The sequence below is a fragment of the Haladaptatus litoreus genome, from assembly GCF_900156425.1.
Classification (GTDB): Archaea; Halobacteriota; Halobacteria; order Halobacteriales; family Haladaptataceae; genus Haladaptatus; species Haladaptatus litoreus.
In genome coordinates, this window is the sequence record NZ_FTNO01000001.1 from 1460604 (window position 1) to 1486463 (window position 25860).

General features: G+C 58.1%; 25 protein-coding genes. 7 read left to right on the plus strand and 18 right to left on the minus strand.

The genetic code is table 11. The annotated features are described in order from the left end of the window. Nucleotides 1-84 precede the first annotated feature (84 nt). A complete protein-coding gene (locus tag BW974_RS07710) occupies nt 85-840 on the plus strand; it encodes a class I SAM-dependent methyltransferase (RefSeq protein WP_076429465.1) in 756 nt (251 codons plus the stop codon). Between the two features lie 154 nt (nt 841-994). On the opposite strand, the gene BW974_RS07715 is transcribed toward BW974_RS07710, so the two are convergent. The 4 genes from BW974_RS07715 to BW974_RS07730 form a co-directional block, all read right to left on the minus strand. Further along, nucleotides 995-1516, minus strand: a complete 522-nt coding sequence (locus BW974_RS07715; RefSeq protein ID WP_076429466.1) for an acyltransferase — start codon at nt 1514-1516, stop codon at nt 995-997. Nucleotides 1517-1547: 31 nt separating this feature from the next. Beyond that, nucleotides 1548-1844 (minus strand): DUF7344 domain-containing protein, encoded by a 297-nt coding sequence (locus BW974_RS07720; RefSeq protein ID WP_076429468.1) that lies wholly within the window; start codon nt 1842-1844, stop codon nt 1548-1550. Nucleotides 1845-1913: 69 nt separating this feature from the next. Then, nucleotides 1914-3203 carry a phosphoribosylamine--glycine ligase gene (purD, locus tag BW974_RS07725; RefSeq protein WP_076429470.1) on the minus strand — a complete coding sequence of 430 codons (1290 nt, stop codon included), beginning with the start codon at nt 3201-3203 and terminating at the stop codon, nt 1914-1916. A 69-nt stretch (nt 3204-3272) separates the two neighbouring features. Continuing rightward, entirely contained in the window at nt 3273-3698 is a 426-nt protein-coding gene (locus tag BW974_RS07730) for a DUF7522 family protein (protein ID WP_076430295.1), read from the minus strand. Between the two features lie 80 nt (nt 3699-3778). Between BW974_RS07730 and BW974_RS07735 the strand changes: the two genes are divergently transcribed. Further along, a complete protein-coding gene (locus BW974_RS07735) occupies nt 3779-5902 on the plus strand; it encodes a thioredoxin domain-containing protein (RefSeq protein WP_076429472.1) in 2124 nt (707 codons plus the stop codon). Between the two features lie 19 nt (nt 5903-5921). Here BW974_RS07735 and BW974_RS07740 read toward each other — a convergent pair whose 3' ends face one another. Next, the gene (locus BW974_RS07740; RefSeq protein WP_245799955.1) at nt 5922-6341 is read right to left on the minus strand and encodes a thioredoxin family protein; all 420 of its coding nucleotides are present in this window, start codon (nt 6339-6341) and stop codon (nt 5922-5924) included. A 52-nt stretch (nt 6342-6393) separates the two neighbouring features. Between BW974_RS07740 and BW974_RS07745 the strand changes: the two genes are divergently transcribed. After that, on the plus strand, nt 6394-7404 hold the full coding sequence (locus tag BW974_RS07745) for a PLP-dependent cysteine synthase family protein (protein WP_076429474.1): 1011 nt from the start codon (nt 6394-6396) through the stop codon (nt 7402-7404). A gap of 21 nt (nt 7405-7425) precedes the next feature. Here the strand turns inward: BW974_RS07745 and BW974_RS07750 are convergent, their stop codons facing one another. From BW974_RS07750 to BW974_RS07765, 4 genes are all read right to left on the minus strand, one after another. Continuing rightward, nucleotides 7426-8127: a hypothetical protein gene (locus BW974_RS07750; protein ID WP_076429476.1), complete on the minus strand. Its 702-nt coding sequence runs from the start codon at nt 8125-8127 to the stop codon at nt 7426-7428. A 173-nt stretch (nt 8128-8300) separates the two neighbouring features. After that, complete coding sequence (locus BW974_RS07755) at nt 8301-8771, minus strand: hypothetical protein (protein WP_076429478.1); 471 nt, start codon at nt 8769-8771, stop codon at nt 8301-8303. Nucleotides 8772-9079: 308 nt separating this feature from the next. After that, nucleotides 9080-10528 carry a hypothetical protein gene (locus BW974_RS07760; protein ID WP_076429480.1) on the minus strand — a complete coding sequence of 483 codons (1449 nt, stop codon included), beginning with the start codon at nt 10526-10528 and terminating at the stop codon, nt 9080-9082. Between the two features lie 173 nt (nt 10529-10701). Next, nucleotides 10702-11166 (minus strand): DUF5804 family protein, encoded by a 465-nt coding sequence (locus tag BW974_RS07765; protein ID WP_076429482.1) that lies wholly within the window; start codon nt 11164-11166, stop codon nt 10702-10704. Nucleotides 11167-11937: 771 nt separating this feature from the next. Here BW974_RS07765 and BW974_RS07775 point away from each other — a divergent pair. Together BW974_RS07775 and BW974_RS07780 are read left to right on the plus strand one after the other, a co-directional pair. Continuing rightward, complete coding sequence (locus BW974_RS07775; RefSeq protein WP_076429486.1) at nt 11938-12759, plus strand: class I SAM-dependent methyltransferase; 822 nt, start codon at nt 11938-11940, stop codon at nt 12757-12759. A gap of 565 nt (nt 12760-13324) precedes the next feature. Continuing rightward, nucleotides 13325-14128, plus strand: a complete 804-nt coding sequence (locus tag BW974_RS07780) for an alpha/beta fold hydrolase (RefSeq protein WP_076429488.1) — start codon at nt 13325-13327, stop codon at nt 14126-14128. 532 nt (nt 14129-14660) lie between these two features. Here the strand turns inward: BW974_RS07780 and BW974_RS07785 are convergent. From BW974_RS07785 to BW974_RS07805, 5 genes are all read right to left on the minus strand, one after another. After that, nucleotides 14661-14924, minus strand: coding sequence for a DUF8022 family protein (locus tag BW974_RS07785; RefSeq protein WP_076429490.1), 264 nt, complete (start codon nt 14922-14924; stop codon nt 14661-14663). Then, the gene (locus tag BW974_RS07790) at nt 14905-16449 is read right to left on the minus strand and encodes an acyl-CoA carboxylase subunit beta (protein ID WP_076429492.1); all 1545 of its coding nucleotides are present in this window, start codon (nt 16447-16449) and stop codon (nt 14905-14907) included. The genes BW974_RS07785 and BW974_RS07790 overlap by 20 nt, the downstream gene beginning before the upstream one ends. A gap of 169 nt (nt 16450-16618) precedes the next feature. Beyond that, nucleotides 16619-17941 (minus strand): sodium-dependent transporter, encoded by a 1323-nt coding sequence (locus tag BW974_RS07795; RefSeq protein WP_076429494.1) that lies wholly within the window; start codon nt 17939-17941, stop codon nt 16619-16621. 273 nt (nt 17942-18214) lie between these two features. Next, a complete protein-coding gene (locus BW974_RS07800) occupies nt 18215-19525 on the minus strand; it encodes a sodium-dependent transporter (RefSeq protein ID WP_076429496.1) in 1311 nt (436 codons plus the stop codon). Nucleotides 19526-19737: 212 nt separating this feature from the next. Continuing rightward, entirely contained in the window at nt 19738-20442 is a 705-nt protein-coding gene (locus BW974_RS07805; RefSeq protein ID WP_076429498.1) for an SDR family oxidoreductase, read from the minus strand. A gap of 224 nt (nt 20443-20666) precedes the next feature. Between BW974_RS07805 and BW974_RS24585 the strand changes: the two genes are divergently transcribed. Continuing rightward, on the plus strand, nt 20667-20888 hold the full coding sequence (locus tag BW974_RS24585) for a hypothetical protein (protein WP_139328835.1): 222 nt from the start codon (nt 20667-20669) through the stop codon (nt 20886-20888). A gap of 155 nt (nt 20889-21043) precedes the next feature. Here BW974_RS24585 and BW974_RS07810 read toward each other — a convergent pair whose 3' ends face one another. Next, nucleotides 21044-22000: an NADPH:quinone reductase gene (locus BW974_RS07810; protein ID WP_076429500.1), complete on the minus strand. Its 957-nt coding sequence runs from the start codon at nt 21998-22000 to the stop codon at nt 21044-21046. A 54-nt stretch (nt 22001-22054) separates the two neighbouring features. Between BW974_RS07810 and BW974_RS24590 the strand changes: the two genes are divergently transcribed. Then, a complete protein-coding gene (locus BW974_RS24590) occupies nt 22055-22234 on the plus strand; it encodes a hypothetical protein (RefSeq protein ID WP_076429502.1) in 180 nt (59 codons plus the stop codon). A gap of 18 nt (nt 22235-22252) precedes the next feature. On the opposite strand, the gene BW974_RS07820 is transcribed toward BW974_RS24590, so the two are convergent. The 3 genes from BW974_RS07820 to BW974_RS07830 form a co-directional block, all read right to left on the minus strand. Further along, nucleotides 22253-23083: a sugar phosphate isomerase/epimerase family protein gene (locus BW974_RS07820; RefSeq protein WP_076429504.1), complete on the minus strand. Its 831-nt coding sequence runs from the start codon at nt 23081-23083 to the stop codon at nt 22253-22255. Continuing rightward, nucleotides 23080-24639: an HAD-IIA family hydrolase gene (locus tag BW974_RS07825; RefSeq protein ID WP_076429506.1), complete on the minus strand. Its 1560-nt coding sequence runs from the start codon at nt 24637-24639 to the stop codon at nt 23080-23082. Before BW974_RS07825 ends, BW974_RS07820 begins: the two co-directional genes overlap by 4 nt. A 96-nt stretch (nt 24640-24735) precedes the next feature. Beyond that, nucleotides 24736-25764, minus strand: coding sequence for a glycerophosphodiester phosphodiesterase (locus tag BW974_RS07830; protein WP_084186209.1), 1029 nt, complete (start codon nt 25762-25764; stop codon nt 24736-24738). Nucleotides 25765-25860 lie beyond the last annotated feature (96 nt).

Here is a 25860-nt window from a genome sequence, read left to right on the forward strand (position 1 = left end):
GCGGAGTAGCAGTTACTTGGACAGATTCGAGATATCCCCGGAATTGAGGCGGCAAATTTTTATTCAAAAAACTAGATGAGCACTATGAGTGAGAAAAATCAATTTTCGGAGGAGCTGGCAGCCTTTTACGAGGCGTCTCACGATTACGGAGACATCGGTGACGAGTCGTTCTATCTCAATGCGGCAACCAGCACTGACGGGCCAGTACTGGAAGGTGCCTGTGGAACTGGACGCCTTTACCTCGAATTGTTACGCCAAGGTGTCGATGCCGACGGATTTGATGTCTCTCCAGAAATGCTCGAAATTCTCCGAGAAAAAGCTGCTACTGAGGATGTTACACCCACGGTTTGGCAAGCCGACTTACGGTCTATCGGCGCTTCTCGCACCTACTCGCTGGCACTAGTTCCCTACAACTCATTTTGTAACCTCAGAGAAGTCGATGACCAACTTGCAGCACTAAAGGCTTTTCACGACGTTCTTGCGCCCGGTGGCCGACTGCTGTTCGACGTGTACGTTCCTCGGTATGATGTCATCGCCGAGGCCGTCGGGGAGTGGCAGGAGATTCAAGAGGTCGAATACAAAGGGACCCTGCTTAGAGGACGTTCCAAGGCGACGATTGCGAATCAAGTGGAACAGACATACCGTGCGGAGCAAGAGCTATTAGATACAGATGGCGATGTTGTAGCCCGCGATGAGTTCGTCCTCTCGCATCTCCCACCACAACAGGTCGACCTACTGGCACGTCAGTCCGCATTTAAACAGTGGTCGGTGTGGGGTGGATTCAACCGAGAACCACTCACAGATGGGGACAGCGTACAGGTCTGGGAACTGGTGAAATAGACCGAAAAATATCCGACAAACATACATCGCGGTTAGAAATTGACTCTCCAAAGAAGCTATGCATTACGTATCCGACGACGATTACGATCTGTCTTTGAATCGAGAACAGAACAAGGTAGACGTATCGTCCGACACGATACAAACGGAATCCCAACTACTCCGAATCCAACTCTTCGCTCGACATCGCTTTCGCCGGAACGCCTGCAACCGTTTCTCCCGCCGGAACGTCCCGCGTCACCAGCGAGTTTGCGGCGACCTGTGCGCCAGCACCGACTTCCACGCCGGGGAGGATGACAGCTCCCGCGCCAATCATCGCGCGCTCGCCGATTTTTACTTCGCCGGTTCGGTACTCGTCCTGTAAAAATTCGTGGCAGAGAATCGTCGCATCGTAGCCGATGATAGCGTGGTCTTCGACGGTGATGAGGTCGGGCCAGAACACGTCCGGCGTCGATTCGAGGCCCCACGAGACACCCTTCCCGACCGAAACCCCGATTCGGCGGAGAAGCCAGCTTTTGAGGCGCAGGCTCGGATTGATTCGCACGAGCCAGATGACGAGGTACTGAATCGCAACCCGGAGTGGACTCCGCGCTGTCGTCCAGTACTGCAAGGAGTTCAAGCCGCCGGGGGTGGCGTGATGGGTAATTCGCTCATGGCGGCGGGTCGTATCGTCGCTCACGGGCCGGGATTTGTGCCCGGATAGCTTGAACTTACTCGTCTGTTAGTTCCACGAACGGTTTCAATTCGCTCGCGGTGTCGGTCAGTTGCACGACGTTGGTGTCCGTGTCGTACTCGACCACGCCCATCCCTTCGAGTCGGGGGAGATGCGAGTGATGCAATCCGACTTCAATTCGTTCGGGAGCGGTTTCGATTCGGTTGCTCGTTTTCTCGACCAGTTCGGTCATCGTTGCTTTTCCATCGCAGTCCAGCAAAGCAGTGAGTGCGTGCCGTCGGTGACTGTGTCCAAGTACGTCGAATATTTCGTCCGTGGTGAGTTTATCGTCCATGGTGAATCCGTCATGCGGGAATACCTTGGTTATAGTTCGATTGTCGATTGCGGTAGGCGGTTGCTACGATTAGTTACGCAGTTCCTCGACGTGGTCGATTCGGCGCTGAATGAGGGTCTCGGTTCCGATGTCGTGGCGCATGTGCAGTCCTTTCTCACCCGCAACCGACAGAGCATCCTCCGCGATTTCTTCCGCCTCTGTGATGGTGTCGCCGAGTCCGACGACCGCGAAGGAACGCGACGTCGTCGTGTAAATGCCGTCGTCGCGCTCGTCCACGCTGGCGTAAAAGAGGAGCGCGTCGCCCGCGCTTTCCTCGTCAACCTGTATTTTCGCGCCGGATTCAGGGTCGGTCGGATAGCCCGCAGGCACGCCGTACTTGCAGACCGTCGCTTTGGGCGCGAAGGTGAGCTTCGGCAGGTCGTCGCCGTCGCGCGCCGCGACCAGCACGTCGAGGAAATCCGTCGTGAGGACCGGCAGGGTGTTCATCGCCTCTGGGTCGCCGAACCGAGCGTTGAACTCGATGACTTTCACGCCGTTCGCAGTGAGCATGAACTGTCCGTAGAGGACGCCACGATAGTCGTCTAGAGCATCGACGGTCGCTTTCAGCACGTCAACAGCCTCGTGATAGTCGTCCTCGGCCATGAACGGCAGTTCGAGGCCTGAATCGCTGTAACTGCCCATTCCGCCCGTGTTCGGCCCTTCGTCGCCCTCGTAGGCGCGTTTGTGGTCTTGGATGGCGGGCGTGACCCGAAGTTGCCCGTTGGCGACGAGCGCCTGCACCGTGAACTCCTCGCCGACGAGTCGTTCCTCCAGAACGACTCGGTCGTAGTCGCTGTCGCGGAGGTACTCCGTCGCTTCCTCGGGCGTCACTTGGTCGCCGATGACTTTGACACCCTTTCCGCCCGTCAGTCCGGCGGGTTTTACCGCGAGGTCGCCGTCGTGCTCGTCGATGTACTCGCAGGCTTCTTCCATGTTTTCGAACGTCTCGAAGTCGGGACAACCCGGAATGTCGTGTTCCTGCATGAACCGCCGCTGGAACGCCTTGTCCGTCTCGATTCGCGCTTCTGCCTGCATCGGCCCGAAAGCGTAGATTCCGGCGTCTTCCAGCGCGTCGGCGACCCCCGCCGCGAGTGGGCCTTCCGGCCCGACGACGGCGAGGGTCGCACCCACGTCCTCGGCATAAGAAACCACTGCCGTCGTGTTCGTCGTGTCGAGCGTTTCGAAGCCATCCGCGATGCTCACGATGCCGGGGTTTCGGTTCCCTGCGCAGGCGTACAGGGAGGCGTCACTGTCGGCCAGTGATCGGGCAATAGCGTGCTCACGTCCGCCACCACCGACCAGCAGAACGGTTTCGCTCATGCGCGGACAATATAGGCACAGTGGTGTAAAGGTTGTCCTTATCCACTCTAGAAGTATGCACGTATATGATTATTCGTTTGCGTGTTCAGCCAGCATCTTCCGTAGCGACACCGCGACCTCCTCGAAGTCGGCGATGTGAAGACTGTCGCTTGTCAGTAAAATGCCCTGTTCCCCGACAATGACGCGGCTGACGAACCCATCCGAGAAAGCCCGGATGGTGAGTTCGTAGTCGCCGATGTTCGGCTCCGCGTCCTCCTTCCTGAGCCTGTTGTACGTTTCGTGCGTGCCGAACCCGAGTCGTTCGTTGTTGACGAACACCATCTTTAGTCCCATCGCACGCTCTTTGTCGCCCCCGTAGAGGTCGTTTCTCAGGTAGAGCAGTTCCGACTCGCTCGGTGTGAAGTGGATGATGCTTCGGAGGGTGTCCCCAATCCCCGTTCGACAGGTCGAGACGATCTCCTCTGCAAACCTGTCAGTAATGTCTGTTTCAGACATGATACTGTAGTACGTCATACGTTACCATCAGTCGTGCGGTAGTCCGGGTCTTTACGTGATTCGACGGCCAACCCCCGACCATGAGCGACCCGACGCGGCACAATCGACTGGACGAAGAGGAGAGTCCGTATCTTCGCCAGCATGCGGGCAATCCGGTGCATTGGCAACCGTGGGACGAGGACGCCCTCGAAGCGGCGCGCGAACGCGACGTTCCGATTTTCCTCTCCATCGGCTACTCCGCCTGCCACTGGTGTCACGTCATGGAAGAGGAGAGCTTCGAAGACGAGGACGTGGCGGAACTGCTGAACGAAAACTTCGTTCCCATCAAAGTCGATCGCGAGGAACGCCCCGACATCGACGCCATCTACATGAGCATCTGCCAGCAGGTCACGGGCGGCGGCGGGTGGCCCCTCTCGGCATGGCTCACGCCCGAAGGAAAGCCGTTCTACGTCGGTACCTACTTCCCAAAACAGTCCCGGCAGGGGCGCCCCGGCTTTACCGACCTGCTCGAAAACATCAGCAACTCGTGGCAGACCGACCGCAAGGAGATGGAAAACCGGGCCGAACAGTGGACGAACGCCATCGAAGGCGAACTGGAATCGACACCGGAAGCGGGCGACGCGCCGGACGCGGAACTGCTCCGAAACGCGGCCTCGCAAATCGTCCGGAGTGCAGACCGCGATTTCGGTGGATTTGGACAGCAAGGACCGAAGTTCCCGCAACCCGCACGAATCGACGTTCTCTTTCGGGCCTTCGACCGAACCGGCGCGAACCAGTTCGCCGATGTCGCTATCGAAACCCTCGACGCGATGGCGAACGGCGGCCTGTACGACCACGTCGGTGGCGGCTTCCACCGTTACGCCACCGACAGAAAATGGACGGTGCCCCATTTCGAGAAGATGCTGTACGACAACGCGGAACTGCCGCGTGCGTACCTCGCGGGCTACCAACTCACCGGCAACGAACGCTACGCGAATCTCGTCCGCGAGACGTTCGCGTTTCTCGACCGGGAGATGCGCCATCCGGAAGGCGGCTTCTACAGCACCTTGGACGCCCGAAGCGAGGACGAGGAGGGCGAAAGCGAGGAAGGGACGTTCTACGTCTGGACGCCCGAAGAGATTCACGACGTAGTGGAGGGTGAAACCGCGGCAGACCTGTTCTGCGACCGCTACGGCGTCACGAAATCGGGTAACTTCGAGGGGAAGAGCGTTCTCACACTGAATGGAAGCGTTCCGAATCTCGCGGAGGAGTACAACTTGCACGAAAGCGAAGTCCGGGAACTGCTTGACGACGCTCGAAGACAAGTGTTCGAGGCCCGAGAGGGGCGCGAACGCCCGGCGCGCGACGAAAAGATTCTGGCCGGATGGAACGGTTTGTTGATTTCCACGCTCGCAGAGGGCGGACTCGTACTCAACGACGAATACACCAATCTCGCCGAATCGGCGCTCGATTTCGTCCGCGAAAATCTCTGGGACGAGGACGAACGGACTCTCTCGCGGCGGTTCAAAGACAAAGATGTCGCAATCGACGGCTACCTCGAAGATTACGCCTTCCTCGCGCGCGGCGCGTTCGACCTGTTTCAGGCGACGGCGAACCCCGACCACCTCGGGTTCGCGCTCGACCTCGCGCGGGCAATCGAACGCGAGTTCTGGGACGACGAGCACGGAACCCTCTATTTCACCCCCGAAAGCGGCGAGCGACTGGTTGCTCGCCCGCAGGAGTTGGCCGACCAGTCCACGCCGTCCAGTCTCGGCGTCGCCACTGACACCTTACTCGTTCTCTCCGAGTTCGCGCCCCATGACCGATTCGGCGACATCGCCGAATCGGTGCTCGAAACCCATTCGAAAACCATCGAGTCGAATCCGTTCCAGTACGCGACCCTCGCGCTCGCCGCAGACCGACACGCCACGGGGTCGCTGGAACTGACGATTTCGGCGGACGAATTTCCCGGAGAATGGCGCGAGCGACTCGCAGATACCTACCTTCCAATGCGGATTCTGGCACACCGACCGCCGACGGAGGACGGTCTGGCGGCGTGGTGTGAAAAATTGAATTTGGACGAGGTACCACCGATTTGGGCGAATCGGGAGGCGGACGCGGAGGGTGAACCCACGCTCTACGTCTGTCGGTCGTTCACCTGTTCGCCACCGGTGACGGACATCGACGCCGGGTTGGAGTGGGCCGACGACCTCGCGCCAGAATAAGTCGGAAAATGAGACAGGATTAGGCCGACACGTCGCTTTCGAGCAGTTTTTGCGCGACGAACTCCGCGGCGGGGATGTCTTCGCTCTCCTCGAATCGCGCGACTTCTTCGTCGTCGCGCTCCGCGACGATGGTCGGGATGAGCGTCACGTCGTACTCATCGGTGAGTTCGCCGTTTTTGTCGCGGTCTACCTCGTACACCTTCATCTCGTCGTCGGGGACGCCTGCAGCGTCCAGCGCAGCGAAGAAGTCCGGAAGCGCGCTTCGGCAGTCGCCACACCAGTCTGCGCCCCACACTCGGTAGGTGACTTCGCCGACGCCCGCTTCGATTGCGCTGACTGTTTCGCTGTGCGCGCTCGCGTCCCACGTCGGGGTTGGTTCGGTCGATTCCATGTTCGTGACTTGGGCCGGAACGTGATAAACAACCGTTTCTTCCGGCATCTCCTGCCGGTGTCCAGTAGGGGTTTAGGTGTGGAAACCGTACACGCCGGGTATGAAATCGTCCATCCTCGACATCGTGGGGTCGCCGCTCGTCCACGTTCGTTCGCCCGAGGGTGCGACCGTGGCCGCGAAAATCGAATCGTTCAATCCCGGCGGGTCTGCCAAAGACCGCCCGGCGCTGGCGATGGTCGAGGCCGCCGAACGCGCGGGCGAACTGCGACCGGGCGACCGAATCGTCGAACCGACCAGCGGAAACACGGGCATCGGTCTCGCGGTCGTCTGTGCCGCCAGAGGCTACGATTTGACTATCGTCATGCCCGCGTCGAAATCGCCGGAGCGCAGGCAACTGCTCAAAGCCTACGGCGCAGACCTCGAACTCGTGGATGGAAACATGGAGTCGGCCCGCGCCCGTGCCGACGAACTGACCGAATCCGAACAGACGATTCAACTCGGCCAGTTCGAAAACCGGGCGAATGCGGACGCCCACTACCGGACGACAGCGGCGGAAATCATCGAACAAGTCGAAGGGCGCGAAATCGACGCCCTCGTCGCAGGTGTCGGCACGGGTGGCACGATTACCGGAACTGCCACGCGGCTGTTAGAGGAGTACCCGGATATGGAAGTTATCGCCGTCGAACCGGAACGAAATGCGGTGCTTTCGACCGGCGAACCCGGCGAGGACGAGTATCAGGGCATGGGCCCGGGATTCGTCAGCGACCTGCTCGACACCGACCTACTCGATTCGGTCGAAACAGTTTCACTTGAGGATGCGGAAGAGGAATGCCGAAGACTTGCCCAAGACGAAGGAATCCTCGTCGGGCAGTCGAGTGGGGCGGCGAGCATCGCGGCGTACCGCGTTGCGGAGCGACTGGCCCAACCAGAACTCAACTGCCCGGAGATGCCCGAAGAGTGGAGCGAGATGATGGCAGATGGCGAGGGGAACCAGCGGTCGGCAGTAACCTCAGACGGCGGGGTCGAACAGGGATACGACGACTGCCCGCTCGTCGTCACCGTCTTCCCCGACAGCGGGGAACGATACCTTTCGACCGGAATGTTCGACTAACGAAGCAAAAACAGGATTGGCCTACTTTCGAAGTCGTTCGTTCTCACTGTCGAAGTCGCTTAAAATCGTATCCATGACATGCCTCTCCTGTATTCTGTCGAAGTCACGCTTTGCTTCGCTGTACCCTGTCACCCGTTCGACGAGAATTTCCTTTTCGCTCGGTTCGCCGAGGATCCTTCCTGTCAATCCTTTAAACTCTTGTAACGCAGTGTCAACGAACAGACCGACGAGGAAGGCGATTCCGGCCACTGCTCCGACTTGTCCGGTGGAATCCGCATTGTAGAACGCGAGGGAGACAAGGTACGCCCCGCCGGAGAGCAATGCGGCGGCGGGGAGGTACAATGCGATTTGGGACATGTTGATTCGTTCGAACCAGTCCCCGCTATCCGGCTCCGCCAATCTATCCGGGAACATGTTCTTGTCGGGTGTGTCGTGTCCGTTTCGACCGCCGTTTCCCCCGTTTTCGTCCGTAATTCTACCCTTGCTCACGTTGACGAAGACGTACACCAGTCCGCCCATGATTCCGTAGAGGAAGACGTAAAGCGGAACGACGACGACGCCCTGCGTGATTTCCGGGGCGAGCAGTCCGGACGCAAGGCCCATCACCACGAGCGTCAGTCCGAACAGAACGAACAGAACGATGATGTCGATGGTTTCTTGCATCCGGCGGGGACCGAGTTTGGTCACCGATTCGATAGCCGAAGGGATAGTTCTCGTTGCCATAGTATTCAATACAATTGCATTATTATTCAACATTTTGTGGGGAGAAGGAACAGGTCTTTGCCCAGTCTGGAGTCAATATGAATGTATTTTGTCAATTTCCCACGATAGAATCCGGAGGTGAGTGTCAGAAATACTTCCTGACGGCGGGCGGTTTCGAAGAGTGCGGCGACTCTCTACGTTTGCTGATTCTGGAGCATTACCGCAATCGTGTTTTGAAGATATCGTACCGCAGTTGCGAGGTTCATGAGTCCCTCCATCGTCGCCTGCTGACTCGCGCCGTCGGGATAGATTCGGTGTTCGAGTTGAATCGAGTGCGCTTCCGCGAAGTCACAGGAGATTCCCTCCTCGTCGAGAAACGTGTAGAATCCCGGTGTCGCCGCCAAAACCGGCCCAATTCGAGCCAGTAGCTCCTGTCTGCTTCGGTCGTCCTGTTTGAGCTCCATGGTTCTGTCGGTGTCAAACGCGTTCTTGCTGACCAGTCGTAGCGGCCCCCACGTTTCTTCTTTGATGATGTGGAGGGGTAGTCGCGCGAGTCGTAGCTGGAAATTGAACTCCGTTTCGTCGTCGGAAACTCGCTGTACGTCTTGAACGACGTCCTCGTCGAGCCACTCCTCTACTTGTTCGGAACTGATGTGCTCCCCCATGCCATGAGAGTTGCGAAGAGTGGCGAAAAGAGTTCCGCCGAAACAAGTTTCATTCCTCAGGGATTCATTTTGGCGGTGTTCCGTTCCGAGGTCATCCACTGCGCCGAGCGCGTGGCCACCCTATGCTCGCGTGCAGTGAACTGATTCCGCGAACCGTCGTTCTATCACTCTCGATAGGGTTCTGCTTCGACCTCCGGCGAACGAAAAAAGGATAGTGCCAGTTTTCCGCGTCGAGACACGTTCCGTACCGGACGTTTCAGAGTTGACAGGGAGCGATGCTGGCCTTTGCACCCATCGTCATCGCCGTTCTAGTCGTTGTTTTCCTCCGGGCAGTAGACGCGGAACCAGCAGATCTTCGCTTTCTTCTTCCGCTCGCAGTCCGCGTTGCTCGAGATGGTGGCGCAGAACTGGCCGTCAACCGATTCCGCGAGAACCGGCTCCTGTTCCTTGCAATCGTCGAAGCAACCGCACGATTTGTCATCGTGATGCTTGTGGTCGTCGTGGTGTTTCTTGTCCTTCTTTCCGTGCTTCTTGCCATCGCCTTTATCCCAGCCATCCCAGCCGTCGTGTTTCTTCTTGCCATCGTGTCCCTTTTTCCGCGTCGCGTAGCTGACGGCGAACGGGAAGGGAGCGCAGATGGTCACCTCTTTCTGATCGCCCTCGACCGAGAATACATCGGGGTCGACCTCGTCACCGATATCGTCGTAGGTGTCGGGCCACCACGTCCCGTACTTATATTTGAATGCGATGTTGAGGTCGGGTGGGCACTCTGGCTGTCCCCGGCACGGCGCATCGGACGCCGCCACAAACTGATCAAACAGCACCATTCCGTCGTACTCCACGAGGAGTTGCTCCGGATCTCGGTCGCCCGGAAGTTCGACCACTGCAACGCCGTTAGCGTCGACCTGCGGCATGTACGTTTCTGTGGAATCGTCCGTAAAGGTCACTGTCACGTCCAGCGTCTCACCTTCGTCGATGTTTTCGGTCTGAATGGTGATCTGCGCACACGTGACCTCGACGTCAGTGACTGCCGGTTCGTCTTCACACGGTGGGTCTGCCACCACGCCCTCGTCGAACAGGATCAGGTTATCCTGATACGTGACCGTAACGAATACCGGGTTGGAGTCGCCGGGCAAGGAGACGGTTGCCTCTCCGTTCTGCACCTCCACGTCTTCGTACGTCTCCGTCGTTCCGTCCGCGAATTCCACCGTAACGTCGAGCGTATCTCCATCGGGAATGTTCGAAGTGGTGATGACTATCTCGTCACAAGATGCGGCCACGTCGTCGACCGTTGGGGGATTTTCGCCACCGCACGTGTAGAACGTCGCGTTGCTGATGTCCTGCGACCCTTCTGGTAGACACCACGTAACGTCGCCCTCCGGATTTTCGGGAACCTCCGCCAGGAAACAGTTCTGCCCTGCCTTGAACGTTATATAGTCCGCATTGTCGGGAATCTCCTCCGCCGATGTCGTATAGCAGGTTCCGTCAAGGCCAGTAACCAGCCCGACGGCGATCGGTTCAGTGCCACAGGCCTCGCGTGCGCAGCTGATACACTGACCCGCTTGTCCACCTGGTGGATTCTCGGGTGGTGTACTCGCTTCACTACAGAACGATGCCTCGATAGGGTCTCCGTTCTGCGCAAGCGAGGACATGGAAAGACCACCGAAACCGGCGATGGCTGCGCCGCCTACGGTGAGTCCTTTTAGGTAGTTCCTTCGTTTGATACCGTTCTCGTTGCCATTGTTTTCTTCCGACATGCAATTCGGCTAAGGTCAGTATACCAATTTGTTATGAGGAAGCTGAAGGAAAACAAAGAGCGGCTACCCGTCAGTAATCACTGCTTACAATACAATCTCAACAAATTTCACGTGTTTATTTTCAGCAACCTACAATCCACTCAATGTTGGATGCTAACAAACAACGTGCTTTACTACGACCGGAACTCTTCGTCCGTCACCCGCACCACCAGCGTTTCATCGACATCGCGCAGGTCGTACTCCGGAACCCCGTCCACGGTTCGGGCGACATACATCGGCTCTACGAGTTCCTTGCCGGACTCGTTCGCTTCAACCCCGTACATCTTGAGCAGTGGGTCGGTTTCCGCCGGATTGCGGTCGCCGTCCCGAACCTGCGCCGCGAGGTTCCGAGAGAGCCATTCGTCGTCGCTGATGCTCGGTTCGAGAACCAGCGCCTCGTCCACGAAGCGAACGAGATACCAGTTCAGGTCGTTCAACAGCGACGTGGCGGAGCCGACGCTGATGGTCTCCAGTTCGAGGCAGTTTCGATACGGTTCGCGAAGTTGGAAGGTGGCGAGGGCATCGCGTGCCGTCTCCCGGGAAAACAGTTCGGCGCGCAAATCGACTTCCTCCGAACCGACGAGCAGGACGCGGGTCACAGTTTCCGGTGGCAGTGGCGGGCTAAAGCGATTTCGTCTTCGGGATACGCGACGAAGAATGGTAGCTGTGTTTATGATAATTGTCTACACCGAGGATAGTGCAGAACAACTGGTTTCAATGAAACTCTCGGCAGTTGCCGACGCCACTGAAACCGCCTCCGCACCGCCTGCTCGCGGCTATGCCGTCGTCTCGCTGCTCCGCCGTTCGACTGTCCGCGGAACTGCGTTCCGCGCTACTCGCAATCGAGATTTCTGCGAAATCTCGGTGTCCATACCCTCCCCCAACCGACTGCGTTTCTCACGCACTTTGGAAGAGCGAAGCTCATCCGTGCTCTCGTTCACTCCACCGTCGTTCACGAGAGCTTTGCTCACGAAGCCCTTCGCGACTGCAGCACAAACCGGGGGAAATTTGCCAGGAGGTTTCTGCCAGCGCGCACCAATTAGTTCGGTCAGTCGTACCGTCTGTGCCGATGTGCTAGTCGTCAAGGCGCTCTGATTGCCCGACGATACTTGTCCCAAATAATTATATACTGTTACTAAAACAACTAGATAGTGACAAATATCGCTCCACCCCACGCTGGCACAAATACTGGGCCAGCAACTGCTTTTCGTCGGGTGGAGCCTCGGAACTAGGCCGGTTGGACGGTGACGGTCGGGGTGAACCCCGGCGCCCCGTGAACCGCATCCGAACAACTTCAACACTACACAGATGCACAAATCCACATCCACGCGACGCACAGCGATTCGAACGAAATCGGAGAGGGCCTAACCATGTCCGACATGAACCCGCAAACGTACTACGACGAGTTCGCGGAGGGCGAGTGGGAGCGCTTAGACCGCGACCCAGTCACCCGCATGGAGTTCGAAAACACGACGGACTACCTCGAAGCCCACCTTCCCGAATCGGGCCACGTCCTCGACGTGGGCGGTGCCGCGGGCCGGTACGCCTGTTGGCTTGCAGAGCGCGGCCACGACGTTACGCTCGTTGACCTAAGCGCAAAACAAGTCGAACTCGCCCGCGAAAACGCGAAAGCCCGCGGCTTCGAAGACCGACTCTCAGCAGAGCAGGGCGACGTGCGCGACCTGCGATTCGAGGCCGACCGTTTCGACGCGGTTTGTTGTCTCGGTGGCCCGCTCTCGCACGTCGTGGACGACGACGAACGAGCGACGGCGATGGCCGAACTCCGGCGGGTCGCTCGCACCGACAGTTCCGTCTTCGTCTCGGTCATCAGTCGATTTGCGGCCATTCAAGACATCCTCCGGTTCAACCTCGATTCCTCTCACGGCCTGCTCGCGCCCATCGCCGAGGACGGCAAGTACACCCAAGCCCGCGTGGACGAGTACAGCGACGGCGAGGGTTGGGCGGAGTGCCACTTCTTCCGCGCCGACGAATTCGAATCGGAGTTGGAGAAAGCGGGCTTCGAAGTCGAGCAGTTGGTCGGTTTGGAGGGCATTGCAAACCGCATGAAAACCGAACTGGAAGAAGCCGACGAGGAGGCAGTCGAGAGCGTTCGGGAAGTGGTGAAACTGCTCCGCGAGGACAGGACGGTCGTGGATTTCTCGGAGCACATGCTGGCGGTGTGTCGAATATAGTATCCGGGGACTTTTTTCGTCCTACAGTGTGCTAACCTCTGTTTGATTTTATAGGCGAAAGTGGACTCCCCCGATATCACGAATCGAACCATGTACAGTTCGTGGTGCATTATTTCGTATGTCAACTCTCATCGTAATCGACAATCGGATCCGGTCGTCCGAACAATTGGGTGAAAAGCAGTCTGTCGTCTGGGATTTCGACTCGTTTCAAGACGCGTGACTAAGTCTATAACCGACGTAGAACGCACGGCGGCAGCGAGGTCGATTTCTTGAATTCGCCTGGTTTTAGCGATTGACTTGCAGTATAAGCGGTAGTGGACTACCCCCCAATACCCCACGTATATCTGTTCACAATTCGACGGGAGTATTTCGCACCTCACTCCATATTGAGAGTGGCTGGAAACACTTCTAAATGCAAACTGATGTTCACGCCTGTGTACTCTGAAGACGCAGGATTTCAATCGCAGTTAATTTTGTATAGATTAAATACGAGAATAACGTTTGGTCAGTAAGAAAGACTGCCAAAGTACATATATACTCATTGGTTGACCAGCCAGTGGTCAGCATGACCCGAATCGAAGTCGAGGAAGGGGTGGAATTGTTCGTTCAAGATTGGGGATCAGGTACACCGGTTGTGTTCGTACACGGGTGGCCACTGAGCCACCGAATGTTCGAATATCAGTACATCCAACTCCCCAGAGATGATATTCGATGTATAGGTATCGACCTTCGCGGCTACGGACAGTCGAGCAAACCGTGGAGCGAATACGATTTCGACATGTTCGCCGACGACCTCAAGACGGTTCTCGATGAACTCGATGTCGATGATGTAACACTCGCGGGCTTTTCGATGGGCGGTGGGGTCGTCACCCGTTATATGAGCCGCCATAACGAAGAACACGTGGAAAAATTGGCGCTGCTTGGTGCTGCAAGTCCTGTTCTAGCTGAAAAACCGGACTTTCCGGAAGGTATCGATGAAGCTGCATTCATTGACCTTGCTAAGGGATGCTATGAGGACCGAGCGAAGGTAAGCAGTGACTTCGCCGATTCGATGTTTCACTCTGAACCGAGTCCCGAACTGAAAGATTGGCTCCAGAATATGAGCATGGAATCGTCGCCACAGGCCATGGCCGATTCGATCGAAGCAGTTGGGAGGATGGATCTTCGGTCCGACCTCGCGAACATCTCTGTTCCGACACTCATATGTCACGGCGTCCACGATGAGGCCTGTCCGTTCGAGCTGACGGCGGAGAAGCTCCACGACGGAATCGAAAACTCGGAGCTCGTTCGCTTTGAAGAGAGTAGTCACGCGCTCTTCTACGAGGAAAAAGAGAAACTCAACCAAGAGCTGACTGAATTCAGCAAATAGCTCCAAATAAACGGTGGTCGCGTCGGAACCAGCCTCATTACATTTTCGCATCAACGCAAACCGGACAATTCTCCGGAATAGGGGCGAGGGTTAAGAGATACACGCTCTGTAGTTGGTAGCACATCTCCTAATTACCGGTTCACTCGAGATCCGGTGTATCCACATCTGCTTGGTGAAATATTGAAGAGTGATGAAACGGGTCCCAACCAGTTCACTCGTCATGTACAACTGATTAAATTGTTGTTATATAGGAACATAATCGAAAATGAAGTCGGCCGGGTCGCTGCGTCTCAGCAATCAGTCCCCTCTAATTAACCCCACGTATCGGCTCCAATTGGGTTTACTTTGCTCTCCTCCCGCCCTGTGTCGGTTGCCAAACCACATGTGACAACGAGACTATATCGATTCGGTGAGTGTAATAACGACACCAACGAGTGTGACGGAAGTGACAACCAAAGGGAAGTTCACATCTATCGCGTGGCGTCACAGCTGACCATCTCTGAAAGACTCTCGACCAAATTCAGGAATTAGCTCAGAACCGCGTCGTCCGCCCCGCCGCCGCCCACGCATCGGTCGGCGCGTCGCGCGGAACGCGAACGTTCCGGTTCTGCAACTGCGACACTTTTCCGGCGAACTGCCAGCGTTTGCCGTCCCAATCCGGTTCCTCGTCCGCTTCCGCGGCGGCGCGCTGATCTTGCAGATGTGCATTGATTGCCGCGGCTATCGCGGCGGCCTCCTCCTCGGAGGCGTTCGGGGGAATCGAGAGCTTCACGTCCTCAGAGCGGGATGTTGCCATGTTTCTTTTCCGGTTGTTCCGTTCGTTTGCTCATCAGCATTTCTAAGTCGTCGATGAGTCGCGGGCGGGTTTCCTTCGGTTCGATAACGTCGTCCACGAAGCCGCGGTCTGCGGCGGTGTACGGGTTGGCGAACTGCTCGCGGTACTCGTCGATGAGTTCCTCGCGGCGCGCCTCGGGGTCGTCGGCCTCGGCGAGTTCCGAACTGTAGAGGACATTGACCGCTCCCTGTGGTCCCATCACCGCGATTTCGGCGGTTGGCCACGCGTAGTTCACGTCCGCGCCGATGTGCTTCGAAGACATCACGTCGTAGGCCCCGCCGTAGGCTTTCCGCGTGATGACGGTCATGAGCGGAACCGAGGCTTCCGAGAAGGCGTACAGCAGTTTCGCCCCGTGGCGGATGATGCCGCCGTGTTCTTGATCGGTTCCGGGCATGAAGCCGGGCACGTCCACGAACGTCAGAATCGGAATATTAAACGAATCGCAGAAGCGGACGAACCGCGACCCCTTTTCGGACGATTCGATGTCGAGGGTGCCCGCGTTGACCCGCGGCTGATTCGCCACGATACCCACGGAACGCCCGTCGAGTCGGGCGAATCCGACGACGATGTTCTTCGCGTAGCCTTCCTGCACCTCGAAGAACGAATCTTCATCCACGACGCCGTCTACGACCTTCGTGATGTCGTACGGTTTCCGCGGTTGGTCGGGAACGACGGATTCGAGCGACTCGTCGCGTCGTTCGGGGTCGTCCCACGGTTCGACGCGCGGCGGGTCTTCGACGTTGTTCTGCGGGAGGTACGAAAGCAGTCGCCGGATGTCGTCCAGCGCCTCCTCCTCGCTGTTTTCTGCGAAGTGCGCGACTCCACTTTCCGCGGTGTGGGCCTTCGCGCCGCCGAGTTCTTCGAACGTGACTTCTTCGCCCGTGACCGTCTCGATGACGTCAGGGCCGGTGATGAACATGTGGCTCGTGTCCTTCACCATGAAGATGAAGTCCGTGATGGCGGGCGAATAGACCGCCCCGCCAGCACACGGCCCCATAATCGCGGAAATCTGTGGGATGACGCCGCTGGCCTTCTGATTGCGGTGGAAGATGTCCGCGTAGCCCGCGAGCGAGGCGACACCTTCCTGAATCCGCGCTCCGGCGGAGTCGTTCAAGCCGATGACGGGCGCGCCGACTTCCATCGCCTTGTCCATCACCTTGGTCACCTTCTCGGCGAACACTTCGCCCAGACTCCCGCCGAAGACGGTGAAGTCGTGCGCGAAGACGAACACCTTTCTGCCGTTGACTTCGCCGTAGCCAGTCACGACGCCGTCGCCCGCGATTTGCTTTTCTTCCATCCCGAAGTTGTGGCTTCGGTGGGTTCGAAGTTGGTCGAACTCGTTGAAGGTGTCGTCGTCTAAGAAGTAGTCGATGCGCTCGCGCGCCGTCATCTTCCCCTTCTCGTGCTGTTTTTCGATTCGGTCTTCACCGCCGCCTTTTTCGGCCTCACTGCGTTTTTCGCGCAGTTCGTCGATTCGCTCGTCCATCGTCATTGCCGAACACCCGGACGCATTGTCATTGCGCGTTTGCAGTACGACTGGGCGCAAAAGGTTTCCGTACTACGACGGGAAACCGGAGCGATTTGCTCCGGGTTCGTACAGCCTACAATAACGCGTAGACCTACAGCATCGCATAGACCTACAGTATCACGTAAACCTACAGCATCGCGTAGAGGTTCACCGCGAGCGTTGCGAGCAAGAAGAGAGGAAGTATCGTTCGAACGCTCCACAGCCACGGCGTTCCGAGGGCGCGGGCGATTCTGCCCGCGCCCGAATCGAACTCGGTGAGCGCGTCCTTTCCGAGAACCCACCCGGTAAACACGAGGAATCCGGCGAGTCCCGCGGTCAGCATCAGGTCGACGAGCGTGCTTGCGACGAAATCGAAAATACCGGGGTTGAACGCACAGATTGTACCCGTGACGAGCACCAGTCCGGTCAGGCCAACTGTCGCGTTCCGCCGCGAAACGTCCTGTTCGTCCACGAGGTACGCGACGGGGATTTCCAACATGCTGATGGAACTCGACAGCGCGGCGAACAAAATTGCGCCGAAGAAGCCGACCGCGACGACTTCGCCGTAGGGCATCTCGCGGAACGCCCCGGCAACGCCCATGAAAATCGCGCCCGATTCGCCGCCTTCTGTAACCTCTGTGAGTCCGCCCTGAAACGCGAACAAGAGCGGGAAGACGACCAGTCCGGCCAGCACGCCGACGCCCGTATTGAGAACCGAGATGACGCTTCCGTCGAACGCGAGGCTGTTGTCCTCGCCGAGGTAGGAGGCGTAGGTTATCATCGTTCCCACGCCGAGCGAGAGGGTGAACAGGGCTTGTCCGGCGGCGGCGCGGAGCATCCCGATTGGGTCGTTCTGAATCGGCGTCGGGTCGAAATCGAGGTAGAACGACAGGCCCGTACCTGCACCGGGTTGCGTGACTGCCCATCCCGCCAGCACGCCGAGCAGAACGACGATAATCGGCATCATCACTTTCGTCGCCTTCTCGATACCGCCGCGAACGCCGCCGAGGACGATGAGTGCGGTCACCGCGAGAAACGCGACTTGGAACGCCGCGGCTTCCGCGCCGAAGCTAATCCGGCCGAAGTACGCGCTCGGTTCGGCGAAGTACGACCCAGTGAAACTCGCGGCGAAGTAGCGGAGAATCCACCCGCCGACGACGCTGTAAAAGGACAACAGGACGAGGCCGGTGATGACGCCGAACAGGCCGACGTAGCCCCACGATTTCGTGCCAGGTGCGAGGCGTGCGAGCGCGCCCGCCGGATTCCGTTTCGACTTGCGTCCGATGACGAACTCCGCGACTAAGCCGGGAACACCGACCAGCAGAACGATACACAGATAGACGACGAGGAAGGCACTTCCGCCGTATTCGGCGGTCATCCACGGGAAGCGCCAGACGTTTCCGAGTCCGACGGCGCTTCCGACTGCCGCGAGGATGAAGCCCACTCGACTCGCCCACGATTCACGTGCCATTGCTATGCACTCGTCTGCTACGGACTTATGAGGGTTTCGAGATAATGAATCGTCAAACTGCTGTAATCACAGTCGATGGGCCGCAAAGGGCGATTTTCTACAACACATTTGGGACAGAATCGGCGGATTCGGTTACGAATCGTTATCGAATCGAGCCTTGCTTTAAGTACACGAGTAAGGATTCGAAGACGGTGAGCGCCACGCTGTGTCGGGTGAGAAAATGAAAATTGTTAGTGTCTATTTTCGGCGTTCGATACGACCGTCGTCACGCGTTCACGCGCTCATAAACGTCATGATGCTCAGCGCGAGCGTGCCGAGAACGGCGGCGAAAACGACGATACGGATGTGCCAGAGCCACACTGGGCCGAAACTGCTGTTTTTGCCGAGACCACGCCGGAGTTCGGCGACTGCGCCGCCACCGTATATCCATCCGACGAAGATGACGGTCAGTGTGACGCCGAGTGGGAGCAGGATGTTCGATGCAATGTTGTCGAACATCGTGAAGGTGTTAATGTTCAGTGCCGAGGGAACTCCGAGGAGGAATATCATGACTCCGATACCGGTCGTCAGAATCGGACGACTCACGTCGAAGTTGTCCACGAAGTACGACACGACGACTTCGAGGAGGCTGATAGCCGACGAGAGCGCCGCGATGAGCAGGACGAGGAAGAACACGAAGCCGATGATGCCACCCGCAGGGAGTTCCGCGAACGCCTGTGCGAGTGAGACGAAAACGGCACCTGCACCGGCGCTACCGGGGTCGATGCTCTGCGCGAACAGGAGCGGGAAGACGACGAATCCGGCGAGAACACCGACGAAGGTGTTCAGCACGGTAATGCTGATACCGTCGCCGAGCAGATTGTCGTCGCCGTCGAGATAGGAGGCGTAGGTTATCATCGCACCCATACCGAGCGAGAGTGAGAACAACGCCTGTCCGACCGCGTCCGGAATAATCGACTGGTAGTTCTCCGCGATGACGCCGAAGTCGGCGGTGAGGAAGTAGTCGTAGCCCGCGCCAGCGCCGTCGAGGGTGAACGCCCACGCAGCCATTCCAATCATCAGAATGGCGATGGACGGAACCATGATTTTGGTGCCGACTTCGATACCTTTCTCGACGCCAGCAGCCACGATGCCGATGGTGATGGCCATGAAGATGGCGTGGAACAGAATCGTTCCTGTTCCTTCCGAAACTTGCCCGAAGTACATGCCAGGGTCGGCGAAGTACGCGCCACTCAGACTGCCGATGACGTACTGGATGACCCAACCACCGACGACGCTGTAGTACGACAGCATCCAAAATCCGGTGAACAGGCCGAGGACACCGATGAGTGCCGCCACGGGGCCACCGAGGTTTCTAAATGCGTCCACGACGTTTTTCTTCGTTTCACGGCCGATGACGAACTCTGCGAGGATTGCAGGCAGTCCGATGAGCGCGACGGCAATCAGGTAGACGACGAGGAACGCCGCCCCGCCGTTTTCCGCCGACATATACGGAAATCGCCAAATGTTACCCAGTCCAACTGCGCTACCGACAGCGGCCAGTATGAACCCTACTCGGGATGTCCACGTTTCTCTTTGTGACATGCTTGTACGTGGCATTCTTAATTATCAGTTATAAGCAGTCCGGTGTGTATTAATCAGAAATATTATCCAATATAGAATACTACTACCAAAGTGTAAAAAATAGTTTCAGGCAATCTCTGCCGAAAATCGAAATTCGTGGTATCCGATACCGAATCCCGGAATCGTGAAACTATCCGCGGTTAGTTCTAGAAATTTGTCGTCTTTTCGCGGAACTATGCTTCCCCGTAAACTGGAACCGCGGCCCCACTCGTCACGCTCGTGGCATCACTACAGAGGACGCAGATGACTTCCGCGATATCCGCTGGGTCAACCCACTCGTCGTGATTTGCGTCGGGCATCATCTCCCGATTCGCGGGCGTGTCGATGACGCTCGGCATGACGGCGTTGGCGCGCACGACACCCGTGTTTTCCTCGGCTATCGACTCGGTGAGTAATCGAATCCCGGCCTTCGACGCGCGATAAAGTGCATCACCTTCTCCGCCTTCCAGCGACGAGCGCGCGCTGACGCTGACGATTGCACCCTCGCGGTCTTGAAGATGCGGCAAGGCGTGTTTGGACGCGAGAAACGCCGTTTTTAGATTCACGTCGAACAGCAGGTCAAATGTGTCGGCGTCGGTGTCCTCGACCGGCGACCCACCCTTCCACGTTCCCGCGATGTTGGCCAAGTAGTCGATTCCGCCGTGGTCGTCTGTGATTTTCGAGATTGTGGATTCGACGTCCGATTCGTCCGTGAAATCGGCCTGATGGAAGTGAATTTTCTCGCTGTCCGGAAGCGTGTCCTCGTCCGGTTCGACTACGTCAGTCGCGCAGACCGTCGCACCCGCGTCGACGAATGCTGTGCAAACTGCACTTCCGAGCGCCCCGCTTGCACCCGTGACGAGTGCTACGTCGTCTGCGAAATCGAATTTCACGTTCATGGAGTTGGGGACTATCCGGAGCGGCATAAAGTTCGACTGCACGAGGAGTTCGTTTTCGAATCGGGTGGTGTTGCTGGTTTTAAAATTCCCGCTGACACGGCGAACTCACTCTCCACGAAAAGGCTATTTATGATGAGTCGATTGCAGTCTGAAGATTATTCTTGAATGAGTCGATTGCAAGTCACGACTCCAATGAAACCCCCCTCCGCACCGCACCCGCCCACATGCCTCCCCAACCGACTCGTGTGCTCACCTCCGTTCGCGCACTCGTCCCTCGCACGACTACGGCAGGAGCCTCCGGGCGGTGTGCCCTCCGGCCCCTGCCAGCGCGCGCCGTGCGGGAAGTCAAACTTCGTGAATCTCGACAAACGCAGTGGCGCGTGCGTCGGCAGGTCTGCGGGCAAATCGCCCGCAGACCGGTTGATTATCACGCGAGGGATGACTGAGCGCCAACAGGCGCGAAGGAATCGGCTGGGGAGGTACGTGGACGGGTGCGGTTCTCATTGGAGTCGACATCAGCTAGCGTAATTGCTGAAATCGCTTCGAACGTTCGTCGCACCAACCACTGAATCCCAAAATCGTAGAATATGCTGCCTCTCGTCTACAGCTCGACGACCAGCTTTCCGAGGAAACTGTCGCCAATCACGTCCTGCTGTGCGGAATCGACCTCGTCCAACCCATACACACCAGCAATCTCCGGAACGATTTCACCGTCCGCAACCAATCGACTCAATCGCTCCAGAACGGCGGAAATATCCGGCGTGTTGAACATGCTCATCAGCGTAACTGAAAGCTCCTTCGAGCGCGCACCCGAAATGTCATCGAACCCTGCCGCCGACCCTTCGTTTCCAATTCCGACGACGCGGGTTCCGACTGTTGCTACGTCCGCGTCGAACTGAAGGTAGTCGTCCAGTCGATGGTCGAGAATCACGTCCGGTGCGCCCGCCTCGCGCACCGCGTCCGCGAGGTCGTCGCGGGAGTAGTCGAGGACGGTGTCTGCTCCGAGGGCTTCGAGGCGGTCGTGGTACTCCTCGCTCGCGGTGGTTGTCACCCGCGCGCCGGTTGCGCTGGCTAACTGCACCGCGACGTGGCCGACGCCGCCACTTCCGCCGTGGACGAGACAGGTTTCCCCGGGTTCCAGTCCGGCGTGGTCGATGAGCGCGCGCCACGCCGTCACGCCGACGAGGGCAACCGCCGCGCCTTCGTCGAATCCGACGCCGTCGGGCAGGTGCGCTACGGTATCAGTCGGAGTCGTGACGAACTCCGCACAGGTTCCCTGTCGGTTGTTTCCGAGGCCGGTGCCGAACACCCTGTCGCCCGCGGAAAATTCATCGACTTCCGACCCGACTGCTTCGACCACGCCAGCGAAGTCGGACCCCGGAATCCACGGGAGGTCGCCCGGCGGGTACGACCCTTCGCGGAAGTAGGTGTCCACCGGATTGATTCCGGCGGCGCGAACGGCCACCAGCAGTTCGTCGTCGTCGGGTTCCGGTCGGTCGATGTCGTCCACTCGAAGTACCTCCGGCCCGCCGTGTTCGTGGTATCGGACTGCGCGCATGGGAGAATCCACGCAAGGCGGGAAAATAAGTCCGTGGGACGTGGAGTCGATGGTATGCCAACGTGTCCTGACTGTGATGTTTCGATGGAAGCCGTAGAACACCAGACGTTCGGCGAGGAACGGATTCAGATCAAGCCGTCGGGCGGCGTTTTGAGTTCGGTCGGCCTCAGCGTCCAGTACCTGAACAGCTATCGCTGTCCCGAGTGCCGATTGGTTCGGTTTTACGACGACTGATTCGACTCTCTTCTATTCTCAGAGGGCCTCGTCCAGTTTTCGCTTGCTCAGTTCGAGATAGTCGAAATCGAAGGAGTACACTTCGACGGAAACGGTTCCCGACCAGCCATCACGAACCGGCGCGAGCGCCGTTTCCAAATCCAGCGTCCCGGAACCTGTCGGAACGTGTTCGTCCGAAGGCCCCCGGGCGTCGTTGACGTGGATGTGTGAAATCCGGTCGCCGTGCTCCGTCAGAAACGATTCCATATCCTCCGCGTCCATTCCGTCTACGCGCGCGTGGCCCGTGTCGAACGTCATCGCGGCGTTCGTCTCCGCGAAAATCCGGTCGAAGTCGTGCACTGTGAACAGGATGCCGGGCAGATTTTCGACACAGACTTTCACGCCGTGTTCTTCGCCGAACGCATCCAGTTCGCGTATCGCGGCTAGGAGGTGCGGTTCCACATCCTCCCGCGTCCACTCGGGCGGGGTCGCGTGAGAACTGGCGTGCAGAACCGCCTTTTCAGCACCCATCGCCGCGGCAGTTTCGATACACGCTTTCTGTTCTTCGCGGGATGCTTCGCGGATTCCTTCCCGAGGCGACCCGATTTCTACGTCCACGAACGGGAGATGGACGAGCAGGTCGATGTCTTCCCCGTCCGCAACCGACCGGACTGCTTCCGGGTCGAGTTTGGTTCGCTCCGTCGCGCCGTCCATGTACAACTCAGCGAAATCGAAGTTAAGGTTGGCACCTTCTTCGATTGCCTCCCGCCACGACACGTCGCCGGTGTGTGTTTGGGTTACGAACCCTGTTCGAACACCGTGACCACCACCGCTACTATCACCGACATCACCACTACCAACACCGCTCACGACGCGCCCTCGTCGATGACTCGCTGTGCGCTGGCATCGGACGAGACGGAGACGAACTGGTCTAACACCTCGATGCTCGGCGCGACGAGCGTCGGACTGATGTCGCTTGCTTCGACATCCGCACGGGTGGCGTCCCCGGTCAGCACGCAGACGGACTCACACCCGACGTTTTCGGCCAACTGCACGTCGGTTTCCAGTCGGTCGCCGACGACGACAACGTCCTCGGGCGAGTAGCCGTTCGAATCGAGGACGTGCCGAATCATCTCGGCGTTGGGCTTGCCGAAGATTCGGTCGGGTTTCCTGTCAGTCGCGCGTTCGACCAACGCGCCGATAGAACCGCAGTCGGGAACCATTCCCTCCGCAGTCGGGCACACTGTGTCGGGATGTGCGAGGAGGAACGTCGCTCCGTTTCGGATTCCGAGGGTCGCTTCGCGGGCTTTCTCGTAGGTGAGTTCCGTATCGAAACCGACGACGACGTGGTCGGGGTCGTCGGAATCGACGGCGATTCCGTGGTCGGAAAGGGCGTCTCGCATCGCCGTCGTGCCCAGCACGAACACCTCGTCGTCCGTGTTTTGAAGATGCTGAACGACCCCGTCGGTCGAAAGCAAGAGATTCTCCGTATCGCATGCTACGCCGAGCGAGTTCAGCTTTCGCACGTAGTCGTCCTTCCAGCGCGAGGAGTTGTTGGTGAGAAAGTACACGTCGACGCCGGATTCGCGCAGTGTTTCGATTCGTGCCTTCGCGTCGTCCACGAGTTCGTCGTCCAGATAGACGGTTCCGTCGAGGTCGAAAAACACTGCTTCCTTCGATTCGAGTGAAGAGAGCGAACTGAAGAGCAAATCCGCGGATTCCAAATCAGTGAAGTTGTCTATCTCGACCCACCGATACTGGCTCACGTCCGTGACCGAGAGGTCGTGGGTTCGATTGCGGACGATTTCGTCGATTGCCAGTTCAGTCCACTCACAGTACTCGTTTTCGCGCTCGATGGTTTTCGTGATTTCTTCGAACAGCATCGCCGAGAAGTCGGCCGAAAATTTGTACACGTCGGTCGAACAGCCGTGTGCGGCCTCCTCCGAAATCCCCTTGTCGATGTGCGTGAGGCGTTCGTCTTCGTCAATCGAGACTTTCATCGCCTCCTCGCTGAACTGTCCCGTATCGCAGGCCACCGCGCTGTCGGCGTCGGATTCGACCACGGTTTCCAACAGACCAGTGTCGAAAACGACATCGCCGTTGCTTAGAACGAACTCCTCTCCGGCGACGTCCTCCGCCGCGAGCGATAAGGAATACATGTTGTCCGTGTTGGCAAACACCTCGCTCGTTCTGACGGTCACGTCGAGATTCGGTCGCTTCCGTGCGACTCGCTCGCAGACCCGTTTCGTGTCGTCCGCGAGGTAGCCCGCGATGACTGTAACGTTCGTTACCCCTGCATCGTCGTACGCTCGTAACTGTCGGGCGAGAATCGGTTCGCCATCTACGGTCACGCAACATTTCGGCTTGTGAAGCGTGAGCGGTCGAAGTCGAGACCCAATCCCCGCTGACAGAATTACCCCCCTCATGAAAGTCACCGACCCAATACCGCGACGTTGTTCGTGATAAGGTTACGGGCTAGCGGTCAGGATGTCGATGGTTCCGTCGTTGATTTTTCGGAGGTGTCATCGGCCGGAAAAGCGCAGAACGTTCGGATAATCCGCGATGATGCCGTCCACGCCCGCCTCGTGGAGTTGGGTCGCTTGATACCAGCTTTCGACCGTCCAGACGTTAACGTCGTAGCCCTCCTCGTGCGCGAGGTCAACGATGTCGATTTCGTCGTAAGGGCCGAGCGAACCGTACTCGTCGTTGAACAGTTCGGTTCCGGCAATCATGTTCCACGGGGGATGAATCGCATCGCAGTCGTATCGGCGCGCGATTTCGAACCCGTCCACGATTGATTTGGCGAACACCGCGGCGATGGGAATTTTCGAATCGAGTTCACGAACCGCCGCGAGCGCACCTTCGCCGAACGAGGAGATGAGAAATTCGTGGTCGTAGTCGGCGAGCGTCGAAAGGACGCGCTCTGCGAACGGACGCCACAACTCCGTCTGCTTTTCCCTGTCTTCCGGCGGGAGGTTTTCCCGCGGCCGAACGTCGAGCGTCCCGGGATTTTTGAACTCGACGTTGACGCCGATTTCGGACGGAACCGCGTCGAGAAAGGTTTCTAACCGAGGAATCGTCTCTTCAGTTCCGAGAATTGACACGTCGCGCAGGTCGTCGTATGGTAGATTCCAGACGCGCTGACTCGCGAGGGTTCCCGAGGCGTCCGTCAATCTATCGAGTCGAGTGTCGTGAAAGACGATGATTTCGCCGTCCACGGTCGGATGCACGTCGATTTCTATCATCTCTGGTGCGCCCGTCGGCGCGGCTGTCGCCTGTTTTACCGCTCCAATCGTGTTTTCGGGATACACGCCCGCGAAGCCGCGATGGGCGATAATCGAGAGGTCGTTAGTGGATGCGGACTGTCTGTCTGCATCTACGGACTGTTCGAACTCCGTCGTCGCCAGTTCGGCGTTCACATGGGATTCGAGAGTCGAGGATTGGTGTTCGATATTCGATGGTTGTCGTTCGGAATTCGCAGGTTGTTGTCCGGCATTCGAGTGCTGTTCGACGTCCGACTGTCGTTCCGTCGTTCCGCTCGTGCGTGCCATAGGCAAATTCGGGCAGACCCGGACATTCTGGGCGTTGTGCGGGTTCTGCCACCCTTGGGTTCGAATACGGCCAGTCGGACTTCAAGGTTTCCTTTT